Below are 12,708 nucleotides of genomic sequence, written 5' to 3'. Positions count from 1 at the left end.
TGAGGTGCTCCAAGGAGGGGATGGGTCCGGGGGGACCGGTCCCGCGGAAGGGGACCGGACGGGCGCAGGACCGGAGGAGGACCGCGGATGCCGACCTGGAGCGAGCTCTGGAGGGACCTGACGTCCGCGCCGTGCCCGCCGCTGGCGGGGGCCTACACGGTGCGCTGCCCGCGCCGCGACGACGGCCGCGGGTGGCCGCCGCCCGACACGGTGACGACCGTCGAGCGGTTCGAGTTCGCGCCGCCGGGCCACTGGCGGCGCGAGCTCGACGGCCGCGTCATCGTCCGCGAGGAGGGCGAGCGCGTCAGCCTGATGTACGCCGAGGACGGGTTCCCGTGGGCGTTCGAACCCTCCCCCGAGCGCCTGGTCGCCCCCGGCTCGGGCGGCGCGCTCGCCGCCGCCCACCCCCTCGCCGACCCCGCCCCCGCCGGGCACGGCGGCCGCGCCGGGTGGGCGGTGCCGCTGGACGCCCCGTTCGCCGGGACGCTGCGGCTGGTCGTGGACGCCGAGCTGCCGCTCGTCCTGCTCGCCGAGACGCCCGGCGGCGCCTACCGCGAGGAGCTGACGGACCTGCGCGTGCTGGACGGCGTGCCCGCCCGCCGCTTCGACCCCGCCGACGCCTACGCCGCCGAGCACGCCTGGGAGCGGCGCTGGCAGGCGATGCGCAGCGCCTACCACGACCGCCCGCTCCCGTCCCCGGCGTACTGGCCGGCGCCGCTCGGCGAGCCGACTCTGATCGACGGCGACCCGGCGACCGGGCTGCTGGTGGTCATGCTGGACGTCCTGGACGCCCCGGGCCCCGCCGACGCGCGCCTCGCCCGCACCCCGGCGGGCGCCCCGCCCTACACCGGCGGGTCCTTCGGCGACCCGGAGGTCTACGTGCACCGCTGGCGCGCCGGCCGCTGGGACTGGTCGCTGGCGGTGGACGAGCCGCTGGCCCCCGGCGAGCTGGAGAAGGTCATCGCCTCGATGCCCGCCTCCTGACCCGCCGGCCGGTGAGGGCGGCGGCGCGGGCGCCGTCGAAGCGGTGGACGGTGCGGTCGCGGGTGTACAGCAGGTCGCCGCCGGCGCGGCCGCCCGGCACCGCCGGCTCGACGATCTCGGTGCGGTCGCTCTCGTCGTTGGGGTCGGACACCGCCGCGACCAGGGAGGCGCCGTCCGGGCGGAGGACGGCGCCGTCCACGGTGCGGGCGCCGGGCTCGGCGATCAGCGCCGCCGACAGCCAGGAGGCGTCGGTCCAGGTGCGCCGCTCGGCGGTCGCCGTGCCCGTCGCCGCCGACCGGACCGACGCCCGGCCGTAGGAGACCCCGATCAGGAAGCCGGCCGGGCGCCCGCGCCCCCGAGGACGGGCGTGCGGCCGCCGTCGCGCAGGTGGGCGAGCGGGACGAGCGCGTCCAGCACCGCCAGCACCGCGGCCACCGTCGCCATCTCGTGCTCGGCCGCGTCCCGCAGCCGCTCCATCGCGTTCATTCCCCTCCTCCGCGAGCAGCCTGCCGAGGACCGTGCGCCCCCGGGAGGCGTTGGACTTGACGGTGCCGGCGCTGACGCGCATGACCCGCGCGGCGTCGCGCTCGGACAGGCCGAGGAACGCCTCCTGGACCACGTCCTCGGCGGTCTCCGCGGGGGCGGCCCCCGGCAGCCTCATGGGTATCGTCACGGGAAGGAGACGCTCCCCCCGGGGGAAAGGGTGCACGGCCGCCCCGCCCGTTCAGTCGGTGAGCAGCCCGGCCTTCAGGGTGGCGACGGTGTCGTCGGACAGGCCGAGGCCGGTCCGCACGTAGGCGTCGAAGGACCCGTACTTGCGGTTCACCTCGTCGAACGCCGCGTCCAGCCAGTTCTGCCGGACGCTGTCGGCGCCGTAGTAGGTGTTGCTGGCCAGGAAGTCGGCGGTGACGGTCGCGCGGTCCACGCCGAGGAGCGTCAGCAGGACGGCCGCGCCCCAGCCGGTGCGGTCCTTGCCGGCGGTGCAGTGGAACACCGACGCCGGGCCGTTCTGCTTCAGCGTCGCGGCGACGCCGGTCAGCATGTCGCGGTAGGCGGCGCGGGCGCTCGGGGCGTTCACCATGAGGCGGTAGCCGAGCTGCTGCTGCGCGTCCTTGGAGGAGTCCAGCAGGGACGGCAGCGCGAGCAGCAGCGCGAGGCCGAGGTCGCCGCCGCTCGGCAGGCCCTTGGTGACGTCCAGCAGGTCGGCGACCTGGTAGGTGGCGCCGGCCGGGACCTTGTCGGGGTCCTCGGTGCGCTCCATGACGTTGCGCAGGTCGACCACGCGCGTCAGGCGGACCGCCGCGAGGGCGTCCAGGTCGCTCTGCACGAGCGAGTGCAGGTTGTTGGACCGGTAGACCAGGCCCATCCGCACCCAGTGCCCGTCGGCGGTGCGGTAGCCGCCGGCGTCGCGGAAGTTGCGGGCGTTCGCCAGGTGCAGGGAGCGGTCGGCGACGACGAGCGGCGTCCCCGACGCGGGCGTCAGCCGGAAGTACCAGCGGGCGGCCGCCGGCAGGCCCGACGCCGTCAGGGTGCCCGACGTCCCGCCGGCGCCGACGGCGGTCCCGGCGGCGGCCGGGTCGGTGGCGGCGGTCACCGCGACGGTGCCGGCGCCGGCCGCCTCCCAGTGCACGGTGTAGGAGCCGTCGGCGGCGCGGACGACGGTGGCGGCGGTGAACACCGACGGGGCGGCGGCGCGGGCGGGCGCCGCGACCAGCAGCGGCGCGGCGAGGGTGAGCGTCAGCAGCAGGGCGGGGCGGCGGGGCGCGGCGATCGTCATGGGCTCCGGCTTTCGTGACGGGGGCGGGTGCACGGGACAGCCTGCGGGATCGGAACGACCGTGAAGTGAACGCGAATCCAATTCACCTCGGCAGGATCCCCCCGATCGGGCGCGCGCGGAAGGCCCTATCCCGCCGGGCCTCCCGCGCCCCGGCGCGTCAACCCGCGCGCTCCGGGCAGGGGTCCGCGCATGGACCATTCCGTCGCACCCGTCCTGGACGCCCTGAACGCCTACCACCAACGCGGCTACGTGCCGTTCACCCCGCCCGGCCACAAGCAGGGCCGCGGAACCGACCCGCGCGTCCGCGACGCGCTCGGCGCGGACGTGTTCCGCTCCGACGTCCTCGCGATCGCCGGGCTGGACGACCGCACGTCCTCGGGCCGCGTGCTGGAGCGCGCCCAGGAGCTCATGGCCGACGCCGTGCACGCCGACCGCACGTTCTTCTCCACCTGCGGCAGCTCCCTGTCGGTCAAGAGCGCCATGCTGGCCGTCGCCGGGCCGCACGAGAAGCTCCTCGTCGGCCGCGACGCGCACAAGTCCGTCGTCGCCGGGCTCATCATCGCCGGGATCCGGCCCGTCTGGGTCGACCCGGACTTCGACGCCGACCTGCACCTGGCCCACCCGCCGTCCGCCGACGCCTTCCGCGCCGCCCTCGCCGCGCACCCCGACGCGCGCGGCGCCCTCGTCACCAGCCCGACGCCCTACGGCACCTGCGCCGACCTCGCCGCGATCGCCGACGCCTGCCACGAGCACGGCCGCCCCCTCATCGTCGACGAGGCGTGGGGCGCGCACCTGCCCTTCCACGACGCCCTGCCCGCCTGGGCGATGGACGCCGGCGCCGACGTCTGCGTCACCAGCGTCCACAAGATGGGCGGCGGCCTGGAACAGGGCTCGGTGTTCCACCAGCAGGGCGACCTCGTCGACCCGGCGGTGCTGGAGCAGCGCGCCGACCTGCTCGGCACCACCAGCCCGTCGGTCCTCATCTACGCGGGCCTCGACGGCTGGCGCCGCCAGATGGTGCAGGACGGCGCGCGCCTCCTCGGCGCCGCGCTCGACCTCGCGCACGCCACCCGCGCCGAGCTCGACGGCGTCGACGGCGTCACCGTCCACCACGACGCCTTCCTCGGCCCCGGCAAGGCCGCCGACCTGGACCCCCTCCAGATCATCATGGACGTGTCCGCCCTCGGGGTGTCGGGCTACCAGGCCGCCGACTGGCTGCGCGAGCACCACCGCGTCGACCTGCACGTCTCCGACCACCGGCGCACCAGCGCCCAGCTCACCTACGCCGACGACAAGGACACCGCCGCCGTCCTGGTCGAGGCGATCCGCGACCTCGCCCGCCGCGCCGGGGAACTGCCCGACCCGCCCGCGATCGACGTCCCCGCACCGCGCGACCTGCGCCTGGAGCAGGCCGTCCTGCCCCGCGACGCGTTCTTCGGCCGCGTCGAGCAGGTGCCGCTGGAGGAGGCCGCCGGCCGGATCAGCGCCGAGATGCTCACCCCCTACCCGCCCGGCATCCCGGCGGCGCTGCCGGGCGAGCGCCTCGACACCGCCGTCGTGGCCTACCTCGGCAGCGGCAAGAACGCCGGGATGGTCGTACCGGACGCCGCCGACCCCGACCTCGGCAGCGTCCGCGTGCTCATCGAGGAGTGAGGCACGGCCCCGCGCGTCAGGGGCGGCGCCCGACGCCGGTCAGCAGCTCCCGCAGCCGCGCCGGGCCGCTCGTGCGAGGCGACAGCGGGGGCGTGTCCGCCCCCGCTCCCTCGCGCAGGCCCGACAGGAAGTCCTCCAGCGCCTCGAACGCGCTGTGCCGGGGCGACCAGCCGAGCTCGCCGCGGGCGCGCGCCACGTCCATGACCGGCACGTGCAGCGCCAGGTCCAGCAGCCCCGGCGAGGCCGGCACCAGACGCAGCCGCCACGCCGCGCCGAGCGCGGCCCGCGCCGCCCGCGCGGGCACCGGCACCGGACGGGCGTCCAGCAGCCGCGCCAGCTCCGGCACGCCGATCACCGGATCGGCGCCGAGGTTGAACGCCCCGCGCACGTCCCGCGTCACCGCCAGCCGGAACGCCTCGCCCGCGTCCCGCGCGTGCAGCACCTGGAACCGCAGCCCGGGGATGTCGGGGACCACCGGCAGCAGCCCCGGCCGCACCAGCGGGTTCGGCAGCAGCGGCCCGGCGAACAGGCGCCGCTGCCCCGAGGCCGCCGACCGCTGGAACACGAACCCCGGCCGCATCCGCACCACCCGCCGGTCGGGGTGGTCGCGCTCGAAGACGTCCAGCAGCCGCTCGACGTACGCCTTCTCCCGGCCGTAAGCGGCGGTCGGGCGCGCGTGCGTCGGCCAGTCCTCGGTGACCGGCGCGCCCTTGTCCGCCGGCGGCACCGGCGAATAGGCGCCGACCGAGGACGAGTACACCAGCGCCGGCACCCCCGCGCGGGCGACGGCGTCGAAGACGCGCTCGCTGCCCAGCACGTTGTTGCGCCAGGTGACGACGGGGTCGTGCGTCGGCTGGAACAGCCACGCCAAATGCACCACGGCGTCCGCGCCGCGCAGCAGCGGGACGAGGTCGGTCTCCCTCACGTCCGCCGTCGCCCACTCGGCCTTGTCCACCGGCAGGCTCGCCGGCCGCCGCGCCAGCCCGAGGACGGACTCCACCCCCGGATCGGCGGCGAGTGCCCGCACCGTGCTCGTGCCGATGTTCCCCGTCGCCCCGATCACCACGACGCGCATGATGCCCCTCCTCGTACCGATGACCGCCGTACCCGTCCGGATCCGCCTACCCCGGCACCGGCCGCACAGTCATCCCCGCATGACCTCAGACGATATGAAGATCGATATCAGACCGCCGCCGATAGCGATATTGGACACCCCCGACAGGGATCTGCTCTGCTGGTCATCCCGATGATCAACCCCGGCCATCGGCACCCGACCGAGGAGCCCCCCATGCCGCGCACCGTCCGGCCGCGCCCCGCCGCGTTCGCCCTGACGGCCCTGCTCGCCGCCGCCTCCACCGCCTGCGGCGCCGCAACGCCCGCCCCCGCCCGGCCCGTCGCCGACCGGGCCGCCGTCGAGCGGACGCCCGCCGCGCCCCCCGTGAACGTCCGCAAGGAGATCCACGCCCTGGAGACCTCCCGCAAGACCCGCATCGGCGCGTTCGCCGTGGACACCGGCACCGGCCGCACCGCCGGCTACCACGACGGCGAGCGCTTCCCGTCCCTGTCCACCTTCAAGGCCATCGCCTGCGCCGCCGTCCTCGCCAAGGCCCGCCGCACCGACCCCGGCCTGCCGGCCCGCGTCGTCCACTGGACCGACACCGAGGAGGTGGACAACAGCCCCGTCACCAAAGGCCACGGCACCGCCGGCATGACCGTCGCCGACCTCTGCGAGGCCGCCATCACCCAGAGCGACAACACCGCCGGCAACATGATCCTCCGCCAGATCGGCGGCCCCGCCGGGCTGACCCGCTACTACCGCTCCCTCGGCGACCCGCTCTCCCGCCTCGACCGCTGGGAGACCGACCTCAACATCTGGCGCCCCGGGGAGCACCGCGACACCACCACCGCCGCCGCCATGGGCCGCGACCTGCGCGCCACCGCCACCGGCGGAGCGCTCACCGCCCCCGACCGCGCCACCCTCACCGGCTGGATGCGCGCCACCATCACCGGCGGCGCCCGCATCAAGTCCGCGCTGCCCCCCGGCTGGACCGCCGGGAACAAGACCGGCACCGGATCCACCTACGGCACCGCCAACGACATCGCCGTGGCCTGGCCGCCCACCGGCGCGCCCGTCGTCATCGCCGTCTTCAGCCGCCGCACCGACCCCGCCGGCACCGCCGACGAGGAGGCCATCGCCGGCACCGCCCGCGTCCTCCTCCGCGCCCTCGGCCGCTGACGGCCGCTACCCCGCGAACGGGCGCCCCGGCCCCTTGACGATCTGAGCGGTGATGAGCCGCGCGAACGCCTCCTGCCCCTTCACCGTCGGATGGAAGCTGCGCGGCTCGGCCGTCAGCCCCGCCAGGTTGAACGTCAGCCCGTTCATGTAGGGGTCGGCGCTGCCCGCCTCGTGCCCGGCGAACGCGCTGTAGGCGTCGACGAACTCCACGCTCCCCGCGCCGCCCGCCGCGACGACGCCCGCGTCGGCCTCCGCCGCCGCCCGCCGGATGGTCTCGTTCAGGTCCAGCGCACGGGCGTTCAACCAGCGCTGGTCCTCGATCGAGATGTTGTCGCCGCGCTCCCCCGCCACCTCCGAGAACACCCGCGGATAGCCGAGGATCACCACCCGGGCGCGCGGCGCCCGGGTAGTGATCTTGTCGAGCAGGCCGGGCAGCGCGCGGCGCAGGTCGGACAGCCGGCCCGCGATGTCGCCGCCCTGGTCCTCGCAGGCCCGGCTCCACGGCAGCTTCTTCACGCACGCCGCGACGATCCGCGCGAACCCGACGTCGTTGCCGCCGATGCTGATCGTCACCAGGCTCGTCCCGGCGGTGACCCGGTCGATCTGCGGCGGCTCGCCCGCCTGCCCGTGCAGCACGTTGGAGACCTTGGCGCCCGAGCAGGCGTAGAAGCCCCCGCCCTTGAACGCGAACGCCCCCGCCACCGCGTGGTAGTACGCCTTGGACGTGCGGTGGCAGCGGTCCAGGGGGTTCTGGTCGGCCAGGGTGGCCTCCGCGCCGACCCCCGCCGAGTAGGAGTCGCCGAGCGCGACGTAGCCCCCCCGCGCCGCGACCTCGGCCGGCGCGAGCACCGGCCGCCGCGCCACCGGCACCGCGTCGGCCCGCGCGGACCCGGCGGGCGGGCGCGCACAGCCCGTCCCGAACACCTCGCAGCGCACCGCCGGCATCGCCACGAGCGGCACCACCATGGCCGCCACGAGCGCGGCCAGCACGATCCCCGCGACGCCGCGCTCTCCGAGGCGCGCGCGCACCGCCGCCGCCCAGTGGCCGATTCGTCCCATTCGTCCCCGCCTCCCCCCAGCACAGACGGCCGATCGTGACACCGGGTTCCGACCTTTACGTTGTAGATCCGTTTTGTCGGGAAGGAACCTGTGCGGGCCCCGCGGCGTCCAAGGGGACACCACGATACTTGCGAGGGAATTCGACGATGTTCACGGCTCTGACGGGCCTCGGGCTGAGCGCCGCCGCCGGCCTCAACGCCTACATCCCCATGCTGCTGGTCGGGCTGCTCGCCCGCTACACCGACCTGGTGCGGCTGCCGGCCGAGTTCGGCTGGCTCTCCAACGGGTGGGTGCTGGCGGGGCTCGCGGCCCTGCTGGTGGTGGAGATGACCCTGGACAAGGTCCCGCTGGTCGACTCGGTGAACGACGCCGTCATGACCGTCGTCCGGCCCGCCGCGGGCGGCGCGGTGTTCGCCGCGACCGACGCCGCCGGGCGCCTCGACCACTCGACCTTCCTGCACGACCACGCCTGGATCGGCTGGATCGCGGGCATCGTCGTCGCGCTCTGCGTGCACTCCACCAAGGCCGCCGCGCGGCCGGTGGTGAACGCCGGCACGGCGGGCACCGGCGCGCCGGTGGTGAGCGTCCTGGAGGACGTCGCCGCCGTCGCCATGAGCGTGGTGGCGATCGTCGCGCCGGTGGTCGCGCTGGTGGTGCTCGTGCTGTGCGGGTACGCGGCGTTCCGCCTCATCCGCCGCCGCAGGCGCCGCCGGCGGGCCCCCGCGCCCGCCTGACCGGCGGGGTTGCCCGCGGGCCGCCCAGGAGTGGCATGATTCCCACCGGATCAGACGGGTACCGGCGATCCGCCGGGCCGCCGCAGGACGCGGCGCCGCGATCGGAAGGACGGCACCATGACACGACCGGAACGGTCGCGGGAGGCGGACGACGTCGTGTTCGACACGGCGGGCCTGTCGCGCGCCCAGCGCGCCGGGCGGGCCTGCGTGGTGTGCGGCAAGCGGTGGCCCGCCCCGCGGCTCCGCGTCGGCCGGACCGCCGACGGCGCCGCCCTGTTCTCCTGCTCCGACGACGCGCCGCTCATCGCGCGGCGTCCCCCGGCGCGGTCGGCCGCCACATGACCTGCCGGGCGCCGAGGCGGTCCAGCCCCTCGGCGGCCTCGGCGCCCCGGTAGCCGCGGAGGCCCGGCCCCCAGCGCTCGGCGGGCAGCACGGCGAAGCCGTGCGCGGCGTACCAGGGGCCGTTGAACGGCACGTCGCGGAAGGTCAGCAGGGACACGCCGGGCGCCCCGGCGGCCGCGGCCCGCGCGATGACGGCCCGCAGCAGCCGCCCGCCGATACCGCGCCGCACGAGGTCGGCGCGCACCGAGATCTGCTCCAGGTGCACGGCGCCGTCGACCGGCGAGGTCGCGGCGAACCCGACCGGCGGGCGGCCCGCGACCAGCACCTCGGCGCCGGTGCCGCGCAGCTTCTCGATGACGGTCGGACCGGGCCCGAAGACGATCCCGAGCTCGGCGAACAGGGGGTCGCCGCTGTTCTCGATCGCGGGCAGCCCGTCGAGGTCGCCGGGGCCGGCGAGACGCACGTCGGTGTCCATGCCGCGATCGTAGGCCGCCGTCCCGCCCCCGCCCCACCGCTTTACCGCCGCCGGGTCAGCTGACGCCGGCCTCCTTCATGTCGCGCAGCTCGCGCTTCAGCTCCTTGATCTCGTCGCGGAGGCGGGCCGCGAGCTCGAACTGCAGGTCGGTGGCGGCCTGGTGCATCTGCGCCGTCATCGACTCGATGAGGCCCTCCAGCTCGTCGCGGGGGCGCTCGCCGACGAGGTCGGCGGCGTGCCGGCCGGCCTCGCGGGTGCGGGAGGCCAGGCCCGGCACCGGCGCCTTGCCGCGGCTCTGCTGGCGGCCGGCGCCGCCGATCAGCGTCTCGGTGTCGGCGTCCTCGCGGACCAGGGAGTCCAGGATGTCGGCGATGCGCTTGCGCAGCGCGCGCGGCTCGATGCCGTGCTCGGTGTTGTACTCCTGCTGCTTGGCGCGGCGCCGGGCCGTCTCGTCGATCGCCCGCTCCATCGAGGGGGTGATCCGGTCGGCGTACATGTGGACCTGGCCGGACACGTTGCGGGCGGCGCGGCCGATCGTCTGGATGAGGGAGGTCTCCGAGCGGAGGAAGCCCTCCTTGTCGGCGTCCAGGATCGCCACCAGCGACACCTCGGGCAGGTCCAGGCCCTCGCGCAGCAGGTTGATGCCGACCAGCACGTCGAACTCGCCGCTCCGCAGCTCGCGCAGCAGCTCGATGCGGCGCAGCGTGTCGACCTCCGAGTGCAGGTAGCGGACCCGGATGCCGAGCTCCAGCAGGTAGTCGGTGAGGTCCTCGGACATCTTCTTGGTGAGGGTGGTGACGAGGACCCGCTCGTCGCGGTCGGTGCGCTCGCGGATCTCGTGGACCAGGTCGTCGATCTGCCCCTTGGTGGGCTTGACGACGATCTCGGGGTCGATGAGGCCGGTCGGGCGGATGACCTGCTCGACGACGTCGCCCTTCACCCGGTTCAGCTCGTAGGAGCCGGGCGTCGCCGACAGGTACACCGTCTGCCCGATGCGCTCCAGGAACTCCTCCCACTTCAGCGGCCGGTTGTCCATCGCCGAGGGGAGCCGGAAGCCGTGCTCGACGAGCATCCGCTTGCGGGAGGCGTCGCCCTCGTACATCGCGCCGATCTGCGGGACGGTCTGGTGGGACTCGTCGATGACGAGGAGGAAGTCCTCGGGGAAGAAGTCCAGCAGGGTGTTGGGGGCGGTGCCGGCGGCGCGGCCGTCGATGTGCCGGGAGTAGTTCTCGATGCCCGAGCAGGTGCCGACCTGGCGCATCATCTCGATGTCGTAGGTGGTGCGCATCCGCAGGCGCTGCGCCTCCAGCAGCTTGCCCTGGCGCTCCATGGCGGCGAGGGACTCGGCGAGCTCGGCCTCGATCGCGGTGATCGCGCGCTCCATGCGCTCGGTGCCGGCGACGTAGTGCGAGGCGGGGAAGACGTACATCTCCTGCTCCTCGGCGAGGACCTCGCCGGTGAGGGGGTGCAGGGTGGCGAGCTTCTCGATCTCGTCGCCGAACATCTCGATCCGGACGGCGAGCTCCTCGTACTGCGGGATGACCTCGATGGTGTCGCCGCGGACCCGGAAGGTGCCGCGGGTGAACGCCAGGTCGTTGCGCGAGTACTGCATGGAGACCAGGCGGCGGAGCAGGTCGTCGCGGTCGATCTCCTGCCCGACGCGGAGCGGGAGCATGTTGTCGACGTACTCCTGCGGGGTGCCGAGGCCGTAGATGCACGACACCGACGCGACGACGACGGTGTCGCGGCGGGTGAGCAGGGAGTTGGTGGCCGAGTGCCGCAGCCGGTCGACCTCGTCGTTGATCGACGAGTCCTTCTCGATGTAGGTGTCGGTCTGCGGGATGTAGGCCTCGGGCTGGTAGTAGTCGTAGTACGAGACGAAGTACTCGACGGCGTTGTTGGGCAGCATCTCGCGCAGCTCGTTGGCGAACTGGGCGGCGAGGGTCTTGTTCGGCTGCATGACAAGCAGGGGCCGCTGGAGCTTCTCGGCGAGCCAGGCGACGGTGGCGGTCTTGCCGGTGCCGGTGGCGCCGAGCAGCACCGCGTCCCGGTCGCCCCGCTCCATGCGCTCGGTGAGCTGGGCGATCGCCTGCGGCTGGTCGCCCGAGGGGGTCATCTCGGTGACGACCTCGATCGGCGCCACCTTGCGCTGCAGGTCGGTGATCGGCCGCATGCCCGCCCTTTCCCGTACCGGGGGCCCGGCGGGCCCCGCGTTGCCTCCACTGTATGCAGCAGGTACGACAATCCGGGGCGCCGGTATATTTCCGCAGGTCAGGCGGCAGGTAGCGGGAGGCGGGCGCGGACGGTGTAGCCGCCGCCGTCGCGGGGCCCGGCCTCCAGCCGGCCGCCGAGGGCGGTGACCCGCTCGCGGAGCCCGACCAGGCCGTTGCCGCCGCTCGGCAGGCCGTGCCGGGGCCCGGCGGCGGCCGCGGCGTTGGTGATGTCGACCTCGACGGCGCCGGGCAGCATCCCCACCTCGATGCGGGTGTCGGCGTCCCCGGCGTGCTTGTGCACGTTGGTGAGGGCCTCCTGGACGATGCGGTAGAGGGTGGTGCCGACGGCGGGCGGCATCGGGCCCTCCTCGCCGCGGACCTCGACCCGCACGCTGAGGCCGGCGCTGCGGGACTGGCCGGCCAGCGCGTGCACGTCGGCGAGGGTGGGGGCGGCGGCGAGGAGGCGCTCCTCGCCCTGCCGGAGCACCCCGATGACCTGCCGCAGCTCCTCCAGCGCCTGCCGGCCCATGTCGCCGATGACCGCGGCGGTCTCGGCGGCCCGGTCGGGGTCGCGGCGCACGACGGCGCGGAGGGCGCCGGCGTGCACGACCATGACGCTGATGCGGTTGGCGACGACGTCGTGCATCTCGCGGGCGATGCGGGTGCGCTCCTCGGCGCGGGCGCGCTCGGTGAGCAGCCCCTGCTCGCGCTCCAGGCGGGCCGCGCGCTCCTGCAAGGACGCGACGAGCTGCTTGCGGGCGCCCATGTAGAGGCCGAGGACGACGGGCAGGGCGGTGAAGGCGAGGCTGAACACCGCGCGGGCGAGGAAGGAGTCGTCGTGGCCCGTCGCGCCCGGCACGACGAGGGCGACGACGTACCCGGTGGCCGCCACGCCGATCGCGGCGCGCCGGGACGCGGCGTAGGCGCCGAGCGAGTACAGCACGACGAGGGCGGCGAACCCGCCGCCGCCGGTGGCGGTGGCGAACACCATCGCGAACAGCGCGAGCCCGACGGGGTGGCGGCGCCGCGCGACGAGGGTGAGCGCCGTCACCATGCCGCAGGCGGCGACGGCCTCGCGCGGCAGCCAGTAGTCCTGGTAGGCCAGGTAGAGGAAGGGTCCGTCCAGGGCCGCGAAGAAGGCGGCGAGGGCGACGTCGAGCAGCGCCGAGCGGCGCGACGGCCACCACGCCGTCCACCATCCCCCAGCGCCCATGCGGGCAGCCTATAGCCCGGCA

The 12,708-nt window shown here is 75.1% G+C and carries 13 protein-coding genes; 5 read left to right on the top strand and 8 right to left on the bottom strand.

Features of this window, described 5'->3' with window-relative positions; all coding sequences use genetic code 11:
- The first annotated feature begins 87 nt into the window (after positions 1–87).
- On the top strand, positions 88–984 hold the full coding sequence (locus K1Y72_RS01985) for a hypothetical protein (protein WP_220162580.1): 897 nt from the start codon (positions 88–90) through the stop codon (positions 982–984).
- On the opposite strand, the gene K1Y72_RS01980 is transcribed toward K1Y72_RS01985, so the two are convergent.
- The 3 genes from K1Y72_RS01980 to K1Y72_RS01970 all read right to left on the bottom strand — a co-directional run bounded on the left by K1Y72_RS01980 (position 959) and on the right by K1Y72_RS01970 (position 2,761).
- A complete protein-coding gene (locus K1Y72_RS01980; RefSeq protein WP_220162578.1) occupies positions 959–1,183 on the bottom strand; it encodes a hypothetical protein in 225 nt (74 codons plus the stop codon). The two genes, K1Y72_RS01985 and K1Y72_RS01980, sit on opposite strands and share 26 nt — an antisense overlap.
- A 128-nt stretch (positions 1,184–1,311) precedes the next feature.
- Positions 1,312–1,470, bottom strand: coding sequence for a hypothetical protein (locus K1Y72_RS01975; RefSeq protein WP_220162576.1), 159 nt, complete (start codon positions 1,468–1,470; stop codon positions 1,312–1,314).
- A gap of 238 nt (positions 1,471–1,708) precedes the next feature.
- Entirely contained in the window at positions 1,709–2,761 is a 1,053-nt protein-coding gene (locus tag K1Y72_RS01970; RefSeq protein WP_258571745.1) for a tyrosine-protein phosphatase, read from the bottom strand.
- Between the two features lie 189 nt (positions 2,762–2,950).
- Between K1Y72_RS01970 and K1Y72_RS36945 the strand changes: the two genes are divergently transcribed.
- Positions 2,951–4,414, top strand: coding sequence for an aminotransferase class I/II-fold pyridoxal phosphate-dependent enzyme (locus K1Y72_RS36945; RefSeq protein ID WP_220162574.1), 1,464 nt, complete (start codon positions 2,951–2,953; stop codon positions 4,412–4,414).
- A 16-nt stretch (positions 4,415–4,430) separates the two neighbouring features.
- Here K1Y72_RS36945 and K1Y72_RS01960 read toward each other — a convergent pair whose 3' ends face one another.
- Entirely contained in the window at positions 4,431–5,489 is a 1,059-nt protein-coding gene (locus tag K1Y72_RS01960; protein WP_220162572.1) for an NAD-dependent epimerase/dehydratase family protein, read from the bottom strand.
- Positions 5,490–5,702: 213 nt separating this feature from the next.
- Here K1Y72_RS01960 and bla point away from each other — a divergent pair, with 213 nt between their 5' ends.
- Entirely contained in the window at positions 5,703–6,650 is a 948-nt protein-coding gene (bla, locus tag K1Y72_RS01955; RefSeq protein WP_258571744.1) for a class A beta-lactamase, read from the top strand.
- 6 nt (positions 6,651–6,656) lie between these two features.
- Here bla and K1Y72_RS01950 read toward each other — a convergent pair whose 3' ends face one another.
- Positions 6,657–7,709, bottom strand: coding sequence for an SGNH/GDSL hydrolase family protein (locus K1Y72_RS01950; protein ID WP_220162570.1), 1,053 nt, complete (start codon positions 7,707–7,709; stop codon positions 6,657–6,659).
- Positions 7,710–7,855: 146 nt separating this feature from the next.
- Between K1Y72_RS01950 and K1Y72_RS01945 the strand changes: the two genes are divergently transcribed.
- Together K1Y72_RS01945 and K1Y72_RS01940 are read left to right on the top strand one after the other, a co-directional pair.
- Positions 7,856–8,443 carry a DUF4126 domain-containing protein gene (locus K1Y72_RS01945; protein ID WP_220162567.1) on the top strand — a complete coding sequence of 196 codons (588 nt, stop codon included), beginning with the start codon at positions 7,856–7,858 and terminating at the stop codon, positions 8,441–8,443.
- 117 nt (positions 8,444–8,560) lie between these two features.
- The gene (locus K1Y72_RS01940) at positions 8,561–8,785 is read left to right on the top strand and encodes a hypothetical protein (protein WP_220162566.1); all 225 of its coding nucleotides are present in this window, start codon (positions 8,561–8,563) and stop codon (positions 8,783–8,785) included.
- On the opposite strand, the gene K1Y72_RS01935 is transcribed toward K1Y72_RS01940, so the two are convergent.
- From K1Y72_RS01935 to K1Y72_RS01925, 3 genes are all read right to left on the bottom strand, one after another.
- The gene (locus K1Y72_RS01935; protein WP_220162564.1) at positions 8,745–9,260 is read right to left on the bottom strand and encodes a GNAT family N-acetyltransferase; all 516 of its coding nucleotides are present in this window, start codon (positions 9,258–9,260) and stop codon (positions 8,745–8,747) included. The two genes, K1Y72_RS01940 and K1Y72_RS01935, sit on opposite strands and share 41 nt — an antisense overlap.
- Positions 9,261–9,315: 55 nt before the next feature.
- Positions 9,316–11,433, bottom strand: coding sequence for an excinuclease ABC subunit UvrB (gene uvrB, locus K1Y72_RS01930; protein WP_220162562.1), 2,118 nt, complete (start codon positions 11,431–11,433; stop codon positions 9,316–9,318).
- A 98-nt stretch (positions 11,434–11,531) separates the two neighbouring features.
- Positions 11,532–12,686: a sensor histidine kinase gene (locus K1Y72_RS01925; RefSeq protein ID WP_220162560.1), complete on the bottom strand. Its 1,155-nt coding sequence runs from the start codon at positions 12,684–12,686 to the stop codon at positions 11,532–11,534.
- Between the last annotated feature and the right edge of the window lie 22 nt (positions 12,687–12,708).

This window comes from Actinomadura parmotrematis (assembly GCF_019458805.1).
Lineage (GTDB): Bacteria > Actinomycetota > Actinomycetes > Streptosporangiales > Streptosporangiaceae > Spirillospora > Spirillospora parmotrematis.
Note: the sequence above shows the minus strand (reverse complement) of the source record. Positions and strands in the feature narration are given on the sequence as shown.